The sequence below is a fragment of the Herbaspirillum autotrophicum genome (assembly GCF_001189915.1).
Classification (GTDB): Bacteria; Pseudomonadota; Gammaproteobacteria; order Burkholderiales; family Burkholderiaceae_D; genus Herbaspirillum; species Herbaspirillum autotrophicum.
Genome location: NZ_LFLS01000002.1, coordinates 184,843 through 205,992 on the forward strand (window position 1 = coordinate 184,843; position 21,150 = coordinate 205,992).

Genomic DNA, 21,150 nt, shown 5'->3' on the forward strand with positions numbered 1-21,150 from the left:
GCGTTGACCCGCTGCTGCCCGCCCTCGTCTTGTGGCCGCAGAGGATTTATCCCGGGCCGGAAAATAACAAATCTTGCGTTATGGCAGCGTTACGCAAGAAAAATGTTGCCATGCAGATTGCAAACGGCTAGCCTGAGGCCCCTCTTCCTTTAGCTGCAGATTGGTCGCTGCTCATGCCTTCGTCTCCCGATATCGCGCTCAGTCTGCTGGCTCCGCCCGCCTTGCACATCGGTCAGCGTACGCTACAGGGTCAGACCGCCCCGCGCATTTTTTGCCTGCTGGCTTATCTGGCCGTTGAAGGTCCCAGTTCCAAGGCACGCATCGCCGCGCTGTTCTGGCCGCAAGTGCAGGATGTCCCGGCACGCCGCAATCTGCGCCAGTTGTTGCACCGCTTGCGCAGCATGCTGGGCGACGCCGCCGGCCAGGTACAAATGCAAACCGACTACTTGCAACTGGCCGATGATTGTCAAACTGACATGCAGCGATTTTTGCGCCCGGTTGAAGGCGCCGACCTGCAAGACCGGGAAATCCAATTGGCGTTGTACCGCGGCGATTTTCTGCAAGACCTGACACTCGACGACAACAGCCCCGAACTCAGCGCCTGGGTCGCCACGGTGCGTCAGCGCTGCCGCGAACGTGCGGTGACGCTGGCACTGGCACTGGCGGCGGCCTACGTCCAGCGCGACCAGCAAGAACTGGCGCTGCGCACGGCCCGGCGCGCACTGGACTTCGATCCCGGCAACCGCGCCGCGCTGCATCTGACGATGTTGCAGTACTCGCGCTGCGGCCAACCACAGCAAGCGCTGGCGCTGTATCACGAATGGGAGCGCCGGCTGGTCGGCGACGCTGCCTTGCCGGCGCACGAAACCCTGCTGTTGTACCGTCATATCAGCCGCACCGTCGCCGAGGCGCACGCGCAACCGAAGGATCAGCTGGACAGCCGTCTGTTGAGCGTATTGGCACTGAGCTGGCCGGCACTGGTATCCGACCATGAAGACATGGCCGAAGCGCTGGACCATTTGCATGAGCGCTGCGCCACGGTGCTGGCCGGTTTCGGTGCGCATCTGGTGCCGATTCCACAGGGCGGCTTGCTGGCTTATTTCGGCTATCCGTCAAGCATGGCGCAATCGCTGTGGACCGCTTTGCTGGCGGCGGCGGACCTGCAGCGGCAAATTCCGGAAGCCAGCGAGATGCTACTGGCGCTGCATACCGGCAATGCCATGTGCCATGCCCGCCGCCCCGATGTCAACGGCAGCCTGACGCGCACCGTGCTGACGCTGAGCGCGGTCGCCGACAATGGCAGCCTGCTCGCCAGCAGCGCTTGCTTTGCCGCACTCGGGCAACCCAACTGGCTGGTGCCGTTAGCTTCTGCCGACGCCATGGCGCCACGCCACTATCTGATGCAGTGGCCTGGCTGGTGCAATCGTGTCGCGCTCAGTGCCCATCCGCTGGCCGGACGCGAGGCCGAGCTGCAAGAGTTGTGTCAACGCTGGCAGGATGTCCAGCGCGGCAAGCCGGTATTGGTGCAGATTGGCGGTGCCGCCGGTATCGGCAAAAGCCACTTGATGCGAGCCTTTCTGGATCAAACCGGCGCGGCCCGGATATTGCAGGCGCAGTGCGATCCGTTCGCCATCGACTCGCCGCTGCAACCGGTGCTGGAGATGTTTGAAGCCGCCGCCAAGGCCGCCGACGGCAACCCGGTGCGACTCGCGTTGCAACGTCATGTACCGTTGCCGTCTGGCGCGGCCACCTGGCTGCATGCGGCCTTGCCGGGCAATACCACACCACAGGTCAGACCGGTCACGATGGAAGCGCTGGAACAAGTCATCGCCGGCTTGAGCAAGGCCACCGCGGAACTGGCGCAAGCGCAGCCGCTGATCATCGTGATGGAAGATGTGCATTGGGCCGATCCGTCGACGCTGGCATTTTTGAACCGTCTCGCCGAGCCAGGTCGTGAAGCTTCGGCGGCGGCGCTGCTGGTGCTGGCCAGCAGCCGGGCGCAGAGCGCGATATGGGACGCCGGCGCCAGCCGCATCGGGCTGATGCCGCTCGATGCAGACGCCGGTCACATGCTGCTGCATGCCCTCAGTCCCGAACTCGACAGCGCCGCTGCGGCGCAATTGCTGGAGGCCGGCGGCGGTCATCCCTTGTTCTTGTCGGAACTGGCGCGGCATGCCGATGACAATGGCAAAGGCTTGCCCTCGACCATCCGCGAATTGGTGCAAATCCGCCTCGATGAACTGGGCCCGGCACGCAAGACCGCTTGTCTGGCGGCGGTGATCGGTATCGGTTTCAAGCGCAGTTGGCTGGAAGCGGTGGCGCTGGCGCAAGGCACCGATGCGACGCAACTGGAAGCCTTGCTGCAAACCGATTTGCTGCAACAAGAAGGCGGCAACCTGAAATTTTCCCATGCCTTGTTGCGGGACGCCGTGATCACCCTGTTGCCGGCGCGTCAGTTCCGCGAACTGGCCCGCACGGTAGCGCAAACACTGACGACGCAATTCGCGGCCGGTTTCGAGCATGAACCGGAGCGCGCGGCGCACTGGTTCACCGAAGCCGAGGATTGGCCGGCAGCCATGTTGTGGCGCCGCAAGGCTGCCAGTCTGGCGATGCGCTACTTCGCCTATCCCGAAGCGCTGCGCCATTTGCAAGCCGGGCTGGCGCTGCTGCCGCAGATCGCACTGCAAACGCAGCGCGACGCCTGGGAACGTGAGTGGCGTGACGTCTGTCATGAAGCCATCGTCATGGTGCACGGTTTGTATAGCAGCGAAGTGGCCCATCATTACCAGCGCAAGAGCTTGCTGGCCGAACTGCATGGCCAGGCCGCGACCGATATCGATACCATGCGCGGCATGCTGGTGGAAGCCGAAAACAAACGCGGGCAGCGCGCCGTGCTGCAACTGTTGCGACGCCTGCTGCAACAACCGCAAGTGCGACTGGGGGATGGCGGCGTGCTGATCCGGCTGCAGGAAATTCGCATCAATGCCTTGATGCTCAGCGGTGCGGTGCGCCAGGCCAGCGACTTGTGCGGGCAGCAATTGCGCCTGAGCTGGCCGCCGCAATCGGCCAAGCCGGCGCACGACCCGATGCTGGCGATGGCGGCGCGCGATATCTATCTGGCGTGGCTGCGGGGCGACTGGGAACAGCATCCCGAGCGCCAGAGTCAGGTGCTGGAGGCGGCGCGCCAGTCGCCACAACCCGGCACCCGGGTGTTCGCGCTCGGCTTCGTCATCATGGCCGGACTGGGCGCGCGCCTGCCGCAGCAAATCGCGCCGCTGATCGCCGAATTTCAAGTGGTCGTCGACAAGATGGGGCTGGCCATCTTCAAGACCATCGGCGACGGCTTCGATGCCTGCCGGCGCGTGCTGTCCGGTGAGCACAGCGGCACCGCAGCCATGCTCGGCGTGATCGATGATGCCGCCACCCATCTGGTGTTCTACCGGCCGTTTTTCCTGCTGTATCTGGCGTTGTCCTTATGCGAACAAGGCGACCACGACGAAGCGCTGGCAGCACTCGACATGGGTGAAGCCAGCATGCGCTCGCATGGCAGCCTGATCTGCCGCGCCGAGTATCTGATCCTGCGCGCGCGGCTGACCGCCGGACAGCCGCAGCAAGCAGCGCAGTTGCTGCAAAAGGCCTATCGCATCGCCCTGCGGCAAGGGGCCCAGGCACTGGCCTTGCGCGCACTGCTGGCGCTGGCCCGGCTGCGTCCGCAGGATGTTGATATCAGAAACCGTCTGGCGGCGCTGTTGGCACATCTGCCTGCGGCGCCGCACTTGCCGGAGTTGCAGGCAGCACAGTTGCTGCTCGCCGCAGACCCCGCATGTGAGCAGGCTGGCTGAGGCATGGCCGGGGTCATGCCGGTGCCATCAGCAATGCGCCGACATGAACCTGATGGCATTGCCCGATCGCTCCGGCACCGGTGCCGTACCGTACAGATCAAGCTTGAAAATAGTGGCGGGCGATGCCTGCCGCCAATCCCGCAAACGGACGATGCCGGCGCGCGGTCACCCAACTACCATGTGAAAATCGAATCGGCAAGGACACTTCACATGGATGCCAGCACGCGCGGCAAATTCTTCCTGACGCAGCAATTGTTGCCCGGCCTGATCAACGGCGCGATTGCCTGGGCCATTCATGCGGGCGACAGCGTCATCGGTTTGTGGGACCGGGGTGCTTACGCCAATGATCTGCTGGCCACCGGTTTTCTGTTGCCGGCAATTACCTGGTTCATCTTGCGGCCACTGCTACCCGCGGCAGTGCCTTTCCGCTGGCCGGACTGGCGCGGCCCTGGCTGGACCGCTGGATGCCGTCGTCGCTGTGGGGCGGCGCCTTGACGATCGGATTGGCCGGCTTGCTGTTTGGCAGCGTGGCGGTGCTGGTGATGCAGATGCTCGGCGCGCCGCCGTTCGGCGGTCAGGCCTATGCCATGTTCAAGGGCGTGTATGGCGCACTGGTCACCCTCGCCTTGCAACCTGTCATGGTGTTTGCCGCGCTGCGTCACCGGATCCCGGTTTAAGAGCACCAATGCGCTGCACTGCCGGTCTCGGCGCCAGCGCAGGCCTGTCTGAAATTATCCGCATAAAGATATGCCGATTACTTATGTCGATATGTCGCGGCCGTTCCAGATTTTTATTCCATCCTCCCCGATAATTCCCTCCATCTTCAGTTCTGCCGCATTTGTCTTGCGGCGTCGCTGATATCAAGAAATGCGCTGCTGTCATTCGTGCCGGTGGTTAAACAAATTCGCATGGGGGAACACCAATTGAAGATCGCCATCCATACCGGACCGGCCAGACTGCGCACAGGCGCCCTGCCCGTCTGGCGTCTGAGTCTGATACTGGCAGCCATCGCCGCTGCCTGTCCGGCATCCACGCTGGCCGCCGATATCGTCGATACCGCCGATGCCGGCGCTGAGGCCAGCGTCGCCGCCCGGAATCCGGATGCCGCCGGGATTGCGCCGACCACCTTGCAAACGGTCACGGTCAGCGCCCGCCGGCGCGAGGAAGATCCGCAACAGGTACCGGTGCCGATCACCGTCATCAATGGCGAGACACTGGACAGTCAGCGCGTCTACAAATTGCAGGATTTGCAACAGTTACTGCCCGGCACTACCGTCTCGCTGGCACAACCGCGCCAGGCCAGCATCAGCGTGCGCGGTATCGGCGCCAACTCCGGCAACAGCGATGGGATCGACGGCAGCGTCGGCGTGTATCTGGACAATGTCTATCTGGGTCGCACCAGCATGGCGGTGACCGATCTGCTGGAAATTGATCAGGTCGAATTGCTGCGCGGTCCGCAAGGTACCCTGTTCGGCAAGAACACTACCGCCGGCGTGCTCAACATCAATACCCGGCAACCCTCGTTCGAGCGCGAGCACAGCGTCGAAGCCTCGGCCGGATCGAATGGTTACTATCAGACCAAGGCCACCTTGTCCGGTCCGATCAGCGATACCTGGGCCGGCCGGCTGAGCGTGTCGCAAACGCATCAGGACGGCAACGTCGACAATCTCGCCACCGGCGATAAACTCAACGGCGGCACGCGCCGCGGCATCCGCGGACAGTTGCTGTACAAGCCGGATGCGCGTTTCAGCCTGCGCCTGACCGGCGACTACAGCGAAGAAAATTCCAGCAACGGCGTGCCGGTGCTGTACAGCGCCGGACCGACCATCAATGGCGTAAATAAATACCTGGCGATCAGCCAGCAACTGGGTAACCGCCCGGTCACCGATCCCGGTCTGTATCAGGTCAATTTCAACGCTTACCAGCATGTCAGCGTGCGTCAGGGCGGCACCTCGGCAGAAGCCAACTGGAAGCTCGACAGCGGCTTCAAGCTGACCTCGATCACGGCCTGGCGGTTTTGGGACTTCAAACCGGATAATGGCGTATTCACGCCGACCGTCACCAATTACGGCACCCAGGTCAACGACAGTCAGTTCTCGCAAGAAATCCGGCTGGCCTCGCCCACCGGCGGCGCATTCGATTATGTGACCGGCGCTTACTATTTCAATCAGCGCCTGTCCAACCAGACCTTCCTCAACTACGGTCCCAAGGCTGACCTCGGCATCACCGGCACCAATTTCGGGGTGTTGAACAACGTCAGGTCGAATTCTCCCGGCCAGGTGGACAGCGATAGTTATGCGCTGTTCGGACAGGGAACCTGGCACGTCAACCAGCGCTTCGATGTCACCGCCGGCGTGCGCGGCACCTATGAAGAAAAACGCGGTTGGGTGCGACGCGACACACCCCAGAACAGCAATCCCGGCACTGCGCCGTTCTGGACTGCGTTCGGGCTCAGCCCTTACGATTCGGGCGACCTGAAGATCAGCAATTTCAGTCCGTCGGCCTTGTTCAATCTGGCCTACAAGATCGATGAAAATGTGCTCGGCTATGCCTCGCTGTCGCATGGCGAGAAATCCGGCGGCCTGAGCATCGTCGGCGTTTCCAACGCCCCGACGCTCGGCAGCAATTCCTTGTTGATCGCGCCGGAACGGGCCAACGCGGCGGAACTGGGAGTGAAGAGCTCGCTGTTCGACAAGCGCCTGCAAGTCAATGCCAACCTGTTCTGGACCGGCATCAACAATTATCAGGCCACGACCTTCCTGCCGGCGCTCAACGGTATCAGTCTGCCGACGCTGATCAACGTCGGCAAGGTACGCAGCCGCGGCGCCGAACTGGAATTGCAAGCCCGTCCGCTCAAAAGCTTGACGCTGGTATTCAATACCGCGTTCACGGATGCCACCTATCTTTCTTATGACAAAGCGCCATGCCCGGCGGAAGTCGCCAACATCGCCGGTGCGCCCGCCAGTTGCAACCTGAGCGGCGCACGCGTGGCCGGGGTGCCGCGCTGGATCGCCAATCTGTCGGCGCAATACCGGCATCAGGTGAGCGACAACGTCGACCATTATGTGACCGGCAGTTATGCCTGGCGCTCGGCGACACGCGGCGCGCCAGACAATTCGATCTATTCGGAAATCCCGGCATACGGCCTGGTCAATGTCGCCACCGGATGGCATATCTATCAGGGCGACAACAAGTCGTGGGAGCTGTCGCTGTGGGCCCGCAACCTGTTCGACAAGCGCTATTACCTGTCGGTATATTCAGCCGGTGCCGGGACCCAGGCCAGCGGACTGTATTACAACGCCGCGGTGGGCGACTCGCGTCTCGTCGGCGCCACCGCGCGCTATAACTTCTGAACGGGCGGCAGACATGAGCATTTTCTGGTTTTTGCCGACCCATGGCGACGGGCACGATCTGGCCGGTGCCGGCGGTGCCCGTCCGGCCAGTTTTTCCTACATGAAGGAGATCGCCCGGAGCGTCGACCGTCTCGGCTATTACGGGGTCTTGATTCCTACCGGCCGATTTTGTGAAGACTCTTGGGTAGTGGCGTCGACGCTGGTGTCGCACACCGAGAAGTTGCGCTATCTGATTGCGATCCGGCCCGGGGTCATTTCACCGACTTTTGCGGCGCGCATGACCGCCACGCTGGATCGCTATTCCGAGGGGCGGCTGCTGATCAATTTCGTCACCGGCGCCGATCCCGACGAGGCGCATGGCGACGGTGTCTTTCTTGATCATGATCAGCGTTATGAAGTCACCGATGAGTTTTTGCATATCTGGAAAAACACGCTCAGCGGCGCCAGCGTCAGCCATCAAGGCAAGCATTTGCATGTGGAAAACGCCAGGCTGATTTATCCGCCATTGCAGCAGCCGCATCCACCGGTATATTTTGGCGGCTCTTCGCTGGCGGCGCAGGAGATTGCCGCCGATCACGTCGATGTCTATCTGACCTGGGGCGAGCCGCCCGCCGCGGTTCGCGAAAAGATCAGCCAGGTCCGCGAAAAGGCGGCGCGCAAGGGACGTACGCTGCGTTTCGGCATCCGTCTGCACGCCATCGTGCGGGATACCAACGACCAAGCCTGGGCCGATGCCAATGCCCTGATTGCCCATCTGTCGGACGACACCATTGCCACCATGCAGCGCGCGTTTGCGCGGCTGGATTCGGTCGGACAACAACGGATGACCGCATTGCACGGAGGCAAGCGCGACCGGCTGGAAGTCTCGCCCAATCTGTGGGCTGGTATCGGTCTGGTCAGAAACGGCGCCGGCACGGCATTGGTGGGCGATCCGCACACGGTGGCCGCGCGCATCCATGAATATGCCGACCTCGGCATCGACAGCTTCATCTTTTCCGGTTATCCGCATCTGGAAGAAGCCGAACGTTTCGCCAGACTGGTGTTCCCGTTGCTGCGCCCGCATCTGCTGCAACCCTGATTCTTCACGCCGCCTGTCGTCACCGGACCGGCGCTGCATTTCACTATTGTCAATGAAACCATTTCAACTACGTTCTTTCCCGGCGTCGTCGCCGGCTGGCCCGCATCAGCTGTTCTGCAAGGATTGGGGCGATGCTGCCAATCCGCGCGTGTTGTTGTGCCTGCATGGATTGGTACGGTGCGCCGATGATTTCGATTTTCTGGCGCAGCAATTGCGTCCGCGCTGGCGCATCATCTGCCCCGATCTGGCCGGCCGCGGGCGCTCAGATCGGCTGGCCGATCCGCGTCATTACCAGGTCAGTCAATATGTCGATGATCTGCGCGGCTTGCTGAACCACTTGCAGTTATCGCGGGTCGCCATCCTCGGCACCTCGCTCGGCGGTATCGTCGGCATGGCGTTGGCCGCGCTGCCGGAGATTACCGTGGAGCGTCTGATTCTCAACGATGTCAGTCCGCAGTTGCATGCTGTCGGCATGCGCGCACTGGGCCAGCATCTTGCACAAGCGCTGAAGTTCGCATCGTTCGCAGAAGGTGCGGCCTATGTCAGAAAGATCTCCGGCGGTCTCGGTCCGCACAGCGACACACAATGGGACACGCTGGCGCGCAATGCGTTGCGCCAGAATTCCACCGGCAGTTGGGAGTTTCACTACGATCCGGCGCTCTCCGTGCCGTTGCTGGCCAGCACCGAACAAAGTGCCAGTCAGGGCGAACAGGATTTATGGCGGCTTTACGATGCGCTGGCGGCATCGGCAACGCTGCGCATCTTGCTGTTGCGCGGACAAGAATCGGCGTTGCTGAGCAAGGATGTCGCCGCCGCCATGCTGACGCGCGGTCCGCGCACCACACTGATCGAAGTGGCCGGCGTCGGCCATGCGCCCAGTTTGCTGCATCAAGATCAGGTGGCGCTGGTGCGGGAGTTTCTCGGCACCGCCCTCGCATAGTTGAAAAACGCATATGCAATCAGCTTATGCTTATTTTTTTGATACGGCGACTATCCCTATACTGGCTCGACCAGTCAGTCGGGAGTAAAGCATGGCGCCCATCGTGGCCTTATCAGAACAGCAGAACAGCAAGGCATTGCACAGCGATGCCGCAGAAACTGTGCGCGGCGCGCAGGTGCATCAGAGAGCGTGGCCGCTGCTTATCGCGCAAGCCTTGCAACTGAATTTTCCGGAGTGGCCGGATGCCGCCCGCGACGCCTTGCGCCAGGCAGCGCTGGTCAAGACCTGCTTTGATGGCGCAACCATCTATGCCGAGGGCGACCGTGGTGATCATCTGTTGCTGGTGCTGTCCGGTTCGCTTGAATTATCGATTGGCAATACCGAAGGCAAGCGCGTGATCATGAATTACATTTCACCGACAGAAATCAGCAATTTCATTCCGGTACTCGATGGCGGTCTGATCACGCATCACTATCGGGCACATGGCAAAACCGTATTGGCCTGCATTCCGCGACCAGTGTTGTTGCAACAATTGCAGACACAGCCGCAACTGATGTCCGCCATCATCGCCATGCTGTGCCAGCGCAACCGGCAACTGCAGGACTATGCCAGTTATCTGGCGCTGGCGACCTTTCGCAGCAAGCTGGCCGCACGCCTGCTCTATCTGGCCGCCAAGTACGGACGCAACACAGCGGCAGGTATCGATATCAACATCAAGCTGTCGCAGGAAAACCTGGCGTCGCTGCTGGCAACCTCGCGCCAAAGCATCAACCGCGAACTGCGCTGGCTGGTCGAAAAAAACATCGTCGCCATTGAATACAGCAAGGTCACGGTATTTGATTTGCAGGCGCTGAAACGCCTGAGTGAAGTTTGAAGCACCGCACTGCCCTGTCTTTTCATCATTTCCACAGTAACGAGGACCCGCTCCATGAACCGTAACAAATCCTGGCATTCCCGTTTCACCAGCAGCACTGGCCGCCGCCGTTTTCTGCGTACCGCTCTGGGCGCCGTCGCCGCCACTGCATTGGCACCGCTGACCACGTTCGCGGCGCAGCGCGAATTGCGCATCGGCCACCAGAAAGGCAGCCTGAGTCTGCTCAAGGCGCGCGGTACGCTGGAAAAGCGTCTGGCGCCACTGGGCGTGACGGTCAAGTGGATAGAATTCAGTGCCGGACCGGTGCAGCTGGAAGCGCTCAATGTCGGCTCCATCGACTTTGGCGATGTCGGTGAAGCGCCGCCGATCTTTTCACAAGCCGCTGGTTCGTCGCTGGTCTATGTCGCCGCCACCGTGCCGCGTCCGGCCAGCGAAGGCGTGCTGGTGCCCAATGGTTCCGCAATCAAGAGCGTGGCCGATCTGAAAGGGAAAAAGATCGCCTTGAACAAGGGTTCCAATGTGCATTATTTTCTGGTCAAGCTGCTGGAAAAATCCGGCCTGCGCTATACCGATGTCACTCCCGTCTGGCTGTCGCCGGCCGATGCGCGTGCCGCGTTTGAAAAAGGGGCGATCGATGCATGGGCCATCTGGGAACCCTACCTGGCGGCTGCCGAAAGGACCTTGTCGGCGCATATCCTGGCCGATGCCAGCGGCGTGGTCAAAAACCGGGCTTACTATTTTTCTTCAAAGGAATATGCACGGACCAATGCCGATGTGTTGAAGATCGCCATCGACGAAGTGAATCAGATCGATATCTGGGGCAAGGCCAATCAAAACGATCTGGCGGCCGAATTTTCGGCGCTCATGGGCTTGCCCAAGCCGATCGTCGATGTCATGGTGAGCCGCTCGGCATTCGGCACCGGCCCCATCACGCCGGCCATTTTGGCGGAACAGCAAATCATTGCCGATACCTTCCTCGACCTGAAACTGATTCCTAAAAAAATCGATGTACGCGAAGCGGCACCGCCATGGCTGGCGGTATAAACCAATAAACCACCACGGCAATGTGGGGCGTCAGGCATCAGTGATCCGCTTGCGGGCGGCCGCACCGGTTGGTGTGGCCGCCCGTGTTTCTCGCAACGGTCAGGCAACGCAGGCCGGTTGACGTGAGCGACCGGCGTATTCGCTGAACCAATACAACAACGCCAGTCCCGGGAATGCCATGCCGGTCAGCAGCGCCGCATGCCAGCCGTAGCGGGCGTGCACCCAGCCGCCGAGTGCCGAGCCGGCGGCACCGCCGGCAAAGAAAGTGGCGAAATACAGACCGTTCAGACGGCTGCGCACTTCCGTGCCGAGACTGAAAATGGCGCGTTGCCCCAACACCAGATTGGCGGCCACGCCCATATCGAGAATGATCGATGCGACCACCAGCAGACCCAGCGCCAGCGTGGTCGATTGCGGCGCCAGCAGCGGCAGCGCAAAACTGATGACGCCCAACAGCAATGCGGCTGCGGTCGCCATCAAGGTGTGACCGCTGTCGGCCAGCTTGCCGGCGACAGGTGACGCCACGGCGCCCGCCATGCCGACCAGCGCGAATATCGCGATGCCGGTTTGCGACAAGTGGAACTGCGGGCCGGCCAGCATGATCGGGGTCACCGTCCAGAACAGGCTGAATGACCCGAACATGCCGGCATGATAAGCAGCACGACGACGCAGCACCGGCGTGGTGGCAAACAGCTGCCACAAAGACGCGATGAGCCGGGTGTATGACAACGATGAAGCCGGAACACGCTGTGGCAACTTGATCCGCAACAGCGATGCCAGACCTGCCATCAACACCGCAGCACCGCCAAACACCACATGCCAGTTGCTATGGTCAGCGATCATGCTGGCCGCCGGCCGCGCCAGCATGATGCCCAGCAACAATCCGCTGACGACTTGTCCGACAGTTTTGCCACGGGTCGCTTCCTGCGACAAGTGGGCCGCGAACGGCACCAGAATTTGTGCCGCCACCGAGCCCAGACCAATCGCCAGCGCCGCTGCCAGAAAGACCGCAGCGCTGCTGCTGAAGGCCGCCACCAGCAACGCGATGGCCGTCAGCAGCAAGCCGCCGACGACCAGTCGCCGGTTTTCCAGCAAGTCGCCGAGCGGCACGATGAAGAGCAAACCGAGCGTGTAACCGATTTGCGTCAGCGTCACGATCAGCCCGGCACTGGCGGCCGATAAACCGGTAGCCTGGGCAATCGGTCCGACCAGCGTTTGTGCGTAATACAAATTGGCAACGATGGCGCCGGCGGCAATCGCCAGCAGCAGCACCATGCCCGGTGCGATATCAGAAGTGTTGCGGTGTGCGTGATCCATTTGATGTCTTTCAAAAGTTGTTGTTGGCGTTCAGTTCAGGTGCCGGTCAGCGCGGCGTCGCTTGCGGTAGCGGGCACTGCGCGCCAGGCAGTGCCCGCGGCGATGGTGGTGCGATCCAGCACGCGCCGGAACGACTGCGGCGTGACGGTAGCCTGATGCGCGACCCGCAAGTTATCCGCCACCACCACGTCACCGGTCCGCCATTGATGGCGATATACCGCGCCGGGACGTGACAGGTGTTCGTCCAGATGCCGGATCAACTCGCCGGCCTGCCGCGCATCCATGTTGGCAATCACGGCGGTCAGCGCAATATTGATGTACAAGGCCGGTTCGCCGGTATGCGGATGACGCATCACCAGCGGATGCTGCACGCCGTTGCGGTGGAAAGTCTGCACCTCGCGTGCCATGGCTTGCTCCTCTTCCCATAGCACGCGATACGCGGCGCGCAGATCGGTGAACAAGGTGTCGCCGCCCTGCTCCGGCACTGCGACCGAATGCCAGATCGAGATCGGGGTCGGATCGGCGCGGAACGAACCATCCGAATGCCAGTAACGACCGACGTCACGGTAGCCCTCACCGGCCCGGCTGGCAAGCCGGAACACTTGCGGCAAGCCGCTGATCTGGCCCGGTGCCGGGGGAAAGGTTTCGAGTTCGCCGAACAAGGCCGAAGCGGCGACGTGCTGTTGCGGCGTCAGTTGCTGGTCACGAATCACCAGCAAGCCGTGTTCCAGCAAGGCGGCCTGCAATTGCGCATCCAGTTGCGGGTATGGCGCATCGAGGCGGATACCGGTGATTTCGGCGCCAAAGCCGGTATCGAGTGGGTTGAGGTGCAGAAAAGTGGTCATTGCAGTACTCCTGAGCTTCGATAAAAGTGGAATGACTGCACTGTAGTCGCGGCGCGCGCAAATGATAATATGGCCCACCGGCTTAACTGCGTTGCGCCACGCGCAATGATCAACGATGGACAGATTCTCCGAACTCACAGCATTTCGCGCCGTTGCCGCCAGCGGCGGCTTTTCCGCCGCGGCGCGCCAGCTCGGGGTGGCGACATCGTCGGTGACGCGTCTGATTGACAGTCTGGAAGCACGGCTCGGCTCGGTATTGCTGAATCGTTCGACGCGCAGCGTCACGTTGACCGAAAGCGGCCGCCGCTATTATCAGCAAGCGCGGCACATCCTTACCCAACTGGAATCAGCCGATGACGAGGCCGGCGCACTGGCGACCGATGGCGAATTGCGCGGCGTGCTGCGCATCGCGGCGCCGGTCACCTTTTGCACCCGTCACATCGCACCGCTGCTGCCGCATATGGCGCTGCGCCATCCGCAACTCGAACTCGATATCCATGTCAGCGATGCCGTCAGCAATCTGGTTGACGCGGCAATCGATCTCGCGATCCGCATCGGTTCCATGGAACAGAATCCCAATCTGATCGTACGCCGGCTGGCGGCGCATGACCGCATCATCTGCGCCAGCCCGGCCTATCTGGCCGCGCGTGGTACGCCACTGACGCCGTCCGATCTGACCATGCACAACTGCCTGCAATTCGCCTACGATGCCACGCGCCCGCCATGGCGCCTGCAGCCACGCGCCGGTGGCGAGATCGAAGAAGTCCCGGTCAACGGCACGCTCAGCGTCAACAACGCCGACGTGCTGAAACAGGCCGCCATCGGTGGCATGGGCCTCGTCATGCTGGCCTCGTGGCTGATTGATGACGCGCTGGAAGCAGGCACGCTGGTGCCGGTGCTGGCCGGTTACCGCGCCAATCCGGGGCCGATGGACGTCGGCTTGCTGGCGATCTATCAGGCCAACCGCCGTGGTTCGGCCAAAATCCTGGCATTCATCGAGATGCTGGAAAGCGCGCTCGACCGCAAGAATCACTGAGCAGACGATCTTTTCAAGGGGAAATGGGAGTGATGAAAACAGAGAACATAGCGGCGCTGTCCGTTGCCAACCAAAACAATGTTCGTGCTCTTGCCGGCGCGGAAAAACGCACTGCATTTGCCAGCCTGATGGCCGATGCGCAGGCGAAAAACGGCCCACTGCCGGCAATCGGGAATAGCCAGAAGTCTGCGGCGGACTCCGTGGTTCAAAGTGACTTCCGCAACTCGGTGGTCAATGCCGCCAACGCCAGTGACAAGGATGGCGACACCATTCTGAATGGCTATCTCGGTCTCAGCGGCCCGTTGATTGATATTTCCGGCTGGCCCACCGTGCGCTACTCGCACACCGGCGAGATTGTCACGCCGGAGTCGGAAGCGTATTACAACAATATCAACCAGTCGCGCCTGCAAGCGCGGCAGGAGATCGTCGACGCCGGACGCGCCAAAGGCAGTTCCACGGCCGACATTCTGGGCCGGATCCTGGACCTCGACCACACCATGCCGGCACGTTTCAAGATGTTGGATGGCATCGGTTCATAGCACCGCAACCGTGTCCGGCGCGGCATTCAGCCCGGCGGCAACGGTCCGTCGGAATCCACGGGGGCGACGACGACATCGTCCTTGATGTCGGCCGCGAATTTGCCCATGAGCCGCACCAGATCCGCGATATCCTGCGGTTCCCAGGTCGCGAAAACGGCCTGCCCCATTTTTTCGCGCGCCCGGTCGAGCCGGTCGGTCATCGCTTTGCCGTTCTCGGTAACGACGGCCACACGGACGCGGCGATCCGCAGCGCTTTCCTGACGGTCGATCAATCCCAGACTGTCCAGTTTGGCGACTTGCCGGCTGACCGTGGTGTAGTCGCGCCCGACCCGGTCCGCCAATTCAACCACGCCAATGGGACCGAGCCGTTCCACCAGCACCAGCAACGGAAACAGCGCGCGGTCCAGCGATATGCCGGCGGCCCGCACCAGCGCTTCGTCCCGTTGAGGGCGATTCATGACACCGACAATTTCAATCAGCGCCCCATGCAATTCACGCAGTTGCGCGTTGATATGTGTATTTTGCACTTTTTTTATTGACGCCATTTTTGCTCCCGATTAATATGTGCATATTACACATATCGAGGTCAAAATGAAAGATCAAACCGTGGTGGACGTACTGATTTGCGGCGCCGGCGCCGCTGGCCTGACGCTGGCGCTCGAACTGGCACGGCGCGGCATTTCCCTGCGCCTGATTGAAAAAATGGCGCATCCTTTCCCCGGCTCGCGCGGCAAAGGTATTCAGCCGCGCACCCAGGAAATCTTCGAAAATCTTGGCATCCTTGACCGCATCGTCGCTGCCGGCGGCACTTACCCGCCTGAACGGCGCTACCACGAAGATGGCAGCCATACCGATACGGAAGTGGTAGAACATCAGGCCCCGACTGCGGCTGAACCGTATCAACGACCGCTGATGTTGCCGCAATTCCTGACCGAGGGCATCCTGCGCGAGCGCCTGAGCGAGTTTGGTCACACTCCTGAATTTGCTTGTGAACTGATCGGTGTCGAACAAGATCAGGATGGCGTAACGGCCAGCCTGACCGGGCCGGCCGGCGCGGAAACCGTGCGCGCACGCTGGCTGGTGGGCGCCGATGGCGGTCGCAGTTTTGTGCGCCATGCACTCGATATCGGTTTTCCCGGCAACACATTGGGCGTGCGCGCGGTCGTCGCCGACGTCATGCTGACGGGCCTGAGCCGGGATGCCTGGCACCGCTTCGGCGATGGCGATATGGCGCGGCAGCTCGCCATCTGTCCGCTGGCCGGCACCGACCTGTTCCAGATCCAGGGCCCGATTCCTGCCACCGGCGATATCGACCTCTCGGTCGCGGGACTGACCGCCATGGTGGCCGCGCGCAGCGGTCGTGACGATATCGCGATTCAGGCGGTGACCTGGGCCTCCGCCTACAGCATGAACGCGCGGCTGGCTGACCGTTACCGGGTTGAGCGGGTATTGCTGATCGGCGACGCCGCCCATATTCATCCGCCCACCGGCGGCCAGGGTCTCAATACCAGCGTGCAGGATGCCAGCAATCTGGGCTGGAAACTGGCGGCAGTGGTCCATGGCGCGCCGGCGGCCTTGCTCGACAGTTACGAAGAAGAACGACGGCCAGTCGCAGCCGACATGCTGGGTCTGGCAACCCGCTTGCTGGATGCGCAGAAATGCGGTGAAATGCGCCGTGGCCGTGAAGTGCATCAACTCGATATCGGCTATCCCGGCTCCTCGCTCGCGCTGGAACAGCCGCCACGGACCGGCGGCGTGCAGGCCGGCGAGCGCGCGCCCGATGCCCCGCTGCGCGGTGCCGGCGGACAAGCGACACGTTTATTCGACCTGTTGCGCGGACCACACTGGACCTTGCTCGGTTATCAGATTGAGCGTGGATCGGTAGTGCCGCGTCCCGGTTTGCGCATCCATATCATCGGACCGCACGGCGACATGATTGACGAGCACGACGATTTTCGTGACGCCTATGCGCCTGCCATTGGCGACTGGATACTGGTCCGGCCCGACGGCTATATCGGCGCCATGGTGGCGGCTGACAAGGTGGATGCGCTGGAGCATTATCTGGCGCACGCCGGACTGCCGGCAGTGCCGCAGCGCTAACGGCTGCGCTCAGCAGCCGTCTCAACGCCATCCGAATTTCAGCCGGGTGCCGTCGCCATGTTGGCCGTCAGTATTTCAATGAAATGGCGGGTCAGCAACGACGGCGCGGTGTGCGTCGGCATTGCCATCTGCACCGGAATTTCGATACTGGGGCATAACCGTTTGATCAGCAACTGCGAGGCATAGGTACTGGCAACATACGGATTGACGATGCCAATACCGACGCCGGCCGATACCAGTGCGCAGACGGTGATCGATGAGGTGGTTTCCACTGCGAACTCATCCGGCACGTCATGGCTGAGCAGTTGCGCCTTTACTTGCACCGTCAGTTCGTCACTTTCGCTGAGCGAAATGATGTGCTCGCCGCGCAACATGCCGAAATCAATCTGCGGTGCATCTTTCAAGGCATGGGTCAGCGGCAGCACGCAGACGGCGGCGCCGGTGCTGATGACGGTCGGCTGGAAATCATTTTCATTGAGGGTGCCGGTGGTCAGCGCCAGGTCGAGCAGGTCCTGATGTAAAAAATCCGCCAGTTGTGAGGTGCCCAGCGTTTGCAAATTGATATACGTATTGGGAAATTGCTTCAGAAACTGATTGATCGCCACCGGCAATAAGCCAACCCCCAGCGTCGGCGTGCACCCGATGCGCAACACGCGGGTACCGGAGCGACGCATGATCGCGACCACGGACTCGATCTTTTCCAACCCCTCGAAATGCTGCTTGATGGTTTTGTAGAGCAGCTTGCCTTCGCTGGTCGGTCGCAAGCGTCCGTGTTGCAAATCAAATAATTTTATTTCGGTCGCCCGTTGCAGTTCGGCAATCCGCCTGCTGACCGATGGTTGCGTGGTGTTCAGCATCAGCGCCGCGCGGGTCGTTGTGCCCTGCTGCATGACGGCCTTGAATGCTTCTATTTGCTGGAAATTCAACTCTCTGGCCACGGCGGTCTCCTCATGTCGGTCTGTCAGGCGTGGCCGAGACTATATCAAAATTGCATAGTATTCGTAAAAAATAGAATTAGCTTGCATTGATTGTGGCAGATACCATGCGTCCGACGAATCGAACCCGGCTTGCCGGCACCTCGATGTCACTTCGACTATTCACTTTGCCCCTTTTGATCATGTCCTCCACACCCAGCCAGCACGCACAGATTCTCAAGACCCCGGCGCCGATCCGGCGCATCGGCAACGATGCCGGACATCATTTCTTCGGCTATTACAACAAAACGGTATGGGATCGCAGCGGCCGCTATGTGCTGGCCAACCGCATGCCGGTCATGGATATCAACCCGACATGGGACATGACCGCCGAAGTCGGCTACTTTGATGCACAGCAAAATGACCAGTACCAAGTGATCGGTCAGACCGGCGCCTGGAACTGGCAAATGGGTTGCCAGTTGCAATGGCTCGATGGCGTGGCGCGCCCGCAAGTCATTTACAACAGCAAGACCGATGACCGCAGCGGCATCTATCCCGGCTTCGGCTCGACCATTCATGATCTCGACAGCGGCGAAAAGCGCCGCCTGCCGATGCCGGTGTACGTGGTGGCGCCCGATAGCAGCTATGCCTTGTGCATTGATTACAGCCGCCTGTACATCACCCACGAAACCATCGGCTATGCCGAGCGGCAACCTCCGGCAGAGATGCCGCTGGCGCCGGCGACCGACGGCATTCATCGCATGGATCTGGTCACGGGCCAGTCGCAGCTGATTGTGAGTTACCACGATTTGCGCAGCTTCCATCCGCTGCCGTCGATGGACCGGGCGATTCACTGGGTCAGCCACCTGGAAATCAATCCGGCCTCCAATCGCTTCCTGCTGCTGCATCGCTGGACCGAACGGGTCAAGGACGAAACCTGTTTCCTGCATCGCCTGATTACGGTCAATCCGGACGGTTCGGATATGCGTTTGCTGGAATGTTCCGATCATCCGCTGCCGCAACTGGCGGCCGATTTTGATCCGGATGCGGTCGGCACCTACGATTACGAAAAATCCGAGTATCAGATTTCCCATCCGCTGTGGTGCGACAATGAGCGCGTCATCGTGTGGGGACCGCATGCCGGCCAGATTCACTACCACTTGTATACCGATCGCGATAACGGCCCGGTACAAGTGATCGGTGCCGAGGTCCTGACGGAAAACGGCCATATGAGTTTCTCGCCGGTCAACCAGCGCTGGCTGCTCAGCGATACTTACCCGGACGCCATCAGTAACAAGCGCATCCTGTTTCTGTACGACATGGAGCAACAAACGCGTTACGATCTCGGCGAATTTTATACCGACCCGAACATCAAAAAAGAAAACCGCTGCGATCTTCACCCGCGCTGGAGCCGTGACGGTCGTCAGGTGTGCATCGACTCCGTGCACGCATCGGAGCGTCAGATGTACATCATCGATCTGTCCGCCATCCCCGGTATCTGAACCGACAACCCAACCTGTCACCATGATGAGGAATGCAACAATGAAATTCGCTACCTGGACCTTTACCCGCAGCATCGCCGCCATGGCACTGATGGGCTGTGCCGGCACCGTGCTGGCCGCCGATCCGGCGCTCACCGGTACCCTCAAGAAAATCCATGATGAAGGCGTGATCGTGATCGGTTACCGCGAATCATCGATTCCGTTTTCTTACTACGACAGCACCCAGAAGCCGATCGGATATTCGATGGATTTCGCCAATCTGGCGGTGGAGCAGATCAAGAAGAAGCTGAACCTGCCCAACCTGCAAGTGCGCCGCATCCCGATCACCTCGCAAAACCGCATTTCCCTGCTGCAAAACGGCACCTTCGATTTTGAGTGCACCACCACTACCAATAACGAAACGCGCGCCCAGCAGATCGACTTCACCAACAGCATCTTTCAGGTCAGCACCCGTCTGCTGACCAAAAAAGACAGCGGCATCAACGACTTTGCCGACCTCAAGGGCAAAACCGTGGTGGTCGGTGCCGGCACGACGTCGGAAAAGATCTTGCGCAACATGAACGTGGAAAAGCAGGCTGGCATGAATGTCATCAGTGCCAAGGACCACAGCGAATCGTTCCTGATGCTGTCGACCGGACGCGCCAAGGCAATGATGATGGATGATGCCTTGCTGGCCGGCGAACGTGCCAAAACCAAGAATCCGCTGGACTATGTCATCACCGGCACGCCGCAATCGTATGAAGCCTACGGCTGTATGGTGCGCAAGAACGATCCGCAGTTGAAAGCGGTACTGAACAACGCTATCGCCACGGCCCAGACTTCCGGTGAAGCCGCGAAGATTTATCAGAAATGGTTCATGGCACCGATTCCGCCGCATAACCTGAATCTGAATTTCCCGCTCTCGGACGGCATGAAAAAGCTGTTCGCCAATCCCAATGACAAACCAGCGCCTTAACACTGGCGCCAGCGCCAGGCCGGCAGCGGACCGCATGCCCGCGGCCGGCACCGATCAAGAAGGGAGACCCGGATGAGTTACCAATGGAATTGGGGCATCCTGCTGCAACCGGTCGCCACCGGCGAGCCAACCACCTATCTGGGGTGGCTGGCGCATGGCTTCATCAACACCGCAGTACTGACGTTTGCGGCCTGGATACTGGCCATGGTGGTTGGTTCGCTGTTTGGCATCATGCGCACCCTGCCCGGCAAATGGTGGCGCGCCATCGGCACCGCCTATGTCTCGATTTTCCGGAACATTCCACTGATCGTGCAGTTTTTCATCTGGTATTTCGTGATTCCGGAACTGCTGCCAGCCAGTATCGGCGACTGGATCAAGGGCCTGGAACCGTATACGCAATTTTTCGTGGTATCCATTTTCAGCCTTGGCATCTATACCGGTTCGCGCATTTGCGAACAGGTCCGCGCCGGCATCAATGCGCTGCCGCGCGGCCAGCGCAATGCCGGTATGGCGCTGGGGTTCACGCTGGGTCAGACCTATCGCTACATTTTATTGCCGGTGACCTATCGCACCATTCTGGCGCCGCTGACGTCAGAGTTTCTGATCATTTCCAAAAACTCGGCGGTGGCCTCCACCATCGGCTTGCTGGAATTGTCAGGTCAGGCGCGGCAATTGGTGGACTACACCGCGCAACCGTATGAGTCATTCATCTGCGTCACGCTGGCGTATGTCGCGCTGAATTTCCTGATCATTCGCCTGATGGGATGGATCCGCCATCGCACCAGCCTGCCCGGCCTGATGGAGTCGTAAC

18 protein-coding genes are annotated in these 21,150 nt (G+C 60.9%); 14 read left to right on the forward strand and 4 right to left on the reverse strand.

Annotation, left to right across the window (positions count from 1 at the left end; genetic code table 11):
* Positions 1–173 precede the first annotated feature (173 nt).
* The 8 genes from AKL27_RS02170 (at position 174) to AKL27_RS02205 (ending at position 11,131) form a co-directional block, all read left to right on the forward strand.
* Positions 174–3,842, forward strand: coding sequence for an AAA family ATPase (locus AKL27_RS02170; protein ID WP_050460993.1), 3,669 nt, complete (start codon positions 174–176; stop codon positions 3,840–3,842).
* 210 nt (positions 3,843–4,052) lie between these two features.
* Positions 4,053–4,337, forward strand: coding sequence for a hypothetical protein (locus AKL27_RS02175; RefSeq protein ID WP_050460994.1), 285 nt, complete (start codon positions 4,053–4,055; stop codon positions 4,335–4,337).
* The gene (locus tag AKL27_RS02180) at positions 4,334–4,519 is read left to right on the forward strand and encodes a hypothetical protein (protein WP_157056755.1); all 186 of its coding nucleotides are present in this window, start codon (positions 4,334–4,336) and stop codon (positions 4,517–4,519) included. The genes AKL27_RS02175 and AKL27_RS02180 overlap by 4 nt, the downstream gene beginning before the upstream one ends.
* A 231-nt stretch (positions 4,520–4,750) precedes the next feature.
* Positions 4,751–7,195, forward strand: coding sequence for a TonB-dependent receptor (locus tag AKL27_RS02185; protein ID WP_083438811.1), 2,445 nt, complete (start codon positions 4,751–4,753; stop codon positions 7,193–7,195).
* A 13-nt stretch (positions 7,196–7,208) separates the two neighbouring features.
* The gene (gene ssuD / locus AKL27_RS02190) at positions 7,209–8,273 is read left to right on the forward strand and encodes an FMNH2-dependent alkanesulfonate monooxygenase (protein WP_083438812.1); all 1,065 of its coding nucleotides are present in this window, start codon (positions 7,209–7,211) and stop codon (positions 8,271–8,273) included.
* A gap of 52 nt (positions 8,274–8,325) precedes the next feature.
* Positions 8,326–9,213 (forward strand): alpha/beta fold hydrolase, encoded by an 888-nt coding sequence (locus AKL27_RS02195; RefSeq protein WP_083438813.1) that lies wholly within the window; start codon positions 8,326–8,328, stop codon positions 9,211–9,213.
* A 91-nt stretch (positions 9,214–9,304) separates the two neighbouring features.
* Entirely contained in the window at positions 9,305–10,087 is a 783-nt protein-coding gene (locus AKL27_RS02200) for a Crp/Fnr family transcriptional regulator (protein ID WP_050460998.1), read from the forward strand.
* A 54-nt stretch (positions 10,088–10,141) separates the two neighbouring features.
* Positions 10,142–11,131, forward strand: a complete 990-nt coding sequence (locus tag AKL27_RS02205; RefSeq protein ID WP_050461000.1) for a sulfonate ABC transporter substrate-binding protein — start codon at positions 10,142–10,144, stop codon at positions 11,129–11,131.
* A gap of 99 nt (positions 11,132–11,230) precedes the next feature.
* Here AKL27_RS02205 and AKL27_RS02210 read toward each other — a convergent pair whose 3' ends face one another.
* Both AKL27_RS02210 and AKL27_RS02215 read right to left on the reverse strand, forming a co-directional pair.
* Positions 11,231–12,448: an MFS transporter gene (locus tag AKL27_RS02210; protein ID WP_050461001.1), complete on the reverse strand. Its 1,218-nt coding sequence runs from the start codon at positions 12,446–12,448 to the stop codon at positions 11,231–11,233.
* Positions 12,449–12,483: 35 nt separating this feature from the next.
* Complete coding sequence (locus AKL27_RS02215; RefSeq protein WP_050461003.1) at positions 12,484–13,293, reverse strand: TauD/TfdA dioxygenase family protein; 810 nt, start codon at positions 13,291–13,293, stop codon at positions 12,484–12,486.
* 115 nt (positions 13,294–13,408) lie between these two features.
* On the opposite strand from AKL27_RS02215, the gene AKL27_RS02220 reads away from it, so the two are divergent.
* Together AKL27_RS02220 and AKL27_RS02225 are read left to right on the forward strand one after the other, a co-directional pair.
* Positions 13,409–14,329 carry a LysR family transcriptional regulator gene (locus AKL27_RS02220; protein ID WP_050461004.1) on the forward strand — a complete coding sequence of 307 codons (921 nt, stop codon included), beginning with the start codon at positions 13,409–13,411 and terminating at the stop codon, positions 14,327–14,329.
* A gap of 32 nt (positions 14,330–14,361) precedes the next feature.
* Positions 14,362–14,868 (forward strand): hypothetical protein, encoded by a 507-nt coding sequence (locus tag AKL27_RS02225; protein ID WP_050461005.1) that lies wholly within the window; start codon positions 14,362–14,364, stop codon positions 14,866–14,868.
* A gap of 26 nt (positions 14,869–14,894) precedes the next feature.
* Here the strand turns inward: AKL27_RS02225 and AKL27_RS02230 are convergent, their stop codons facing one another.
* Positions 14,895–15,413 carry a MarR family winged helix-turn-helix transcriptional regulator gene (locus AKL27_RS02230; protein ID WP_050461008.1) on the reverse strand — a complete coding sequence of 173 codons (519 nt, stop codon included), beginning with the start codon at positions 15,411–15,413 and terminating at the stop codon, positions 14,895–14,897.
* Between the two features lie 46 nt (positions 15,414–15,459).
* Between AKL27_RS02230 and AKL27_RS02235 the strand changes: the two genes are divergently transcribed.
* Entirely contained in the window at positions 15,460–16,968 is a 1,509-nt protein-coding gene (locus tag AKL27_RS02235) for an FAD-dependent oxidoreductase (RefSeq protein WP_050461010.1), read from the forward strand.
* 38 nt (positions 16,969–17,006) lie between these two features.
* On the opposite strand, the gene AKL27_RS02240 is transcribed toward AKL27_RS02235, so the two are convergent.
* Positions 17,007–17,906, reverse strand: a complete 900-nt coding sequence (locus tag AKL27_RS02240) for a LysR substrate-binding domain-containing protein (RefSeq protein ID WP_050461012.1) — start codon at positions 17,904–17,906, stop codon at positions 17,007–17,009.
* A gap of 179 nt (positions 17,907–18,085) precedes the next feature.
* Between AKL27_RS02240 and AKL27_RS02245 the strand changes: the two genes are divergently transcribed.
* The 3 genes from AKL27_RS02245 to AKL27_RS02255 all read left to right on the forward strand — a co-directional run bounded on the left by AKL27_RS02245 (position 18,086) and on the right by AKL27_RS02255 (position 21,149).
* Positions 18,086–19,384 (forward strand): hypothetical protein, encoded by a 1,299-nt coding sequence (locus tag AKL27_RS02245; RefSeq protein WP_050461152.1) that lies wholly within the window; start codon positions 18,086–18,088, stop codon positions 19,382–19,384.
* 82 nt (positions 19,385–19,466) lie between these two features.
* Positions 19,467–20,339: a glutamate/aspartate ABC transporter substrate-binding protein gene (locus AKL27_RS02250; RefSeq protein ID WP_050461154.1), complete on the forward strand. Its 873-nt coding sequence runs from the start codon at positions 19,467–19,469 to the stop codon at positions 20,337–20,339.
* A 72-nt stretch (positions 20,340–20,411) separates the two neighbouring features.
* Positions 20,412–21,149, forward strand: a complete 738-nt coding sequence (locus AKL27_RS02255) for an amino acid ABC transporter permease (protein WP_050461013.1) — start codon at positions 20,412–20,414, stop codon at positions 21,147–21,149.
* Position 21,150: the final 1 nt, after the last annotated feature.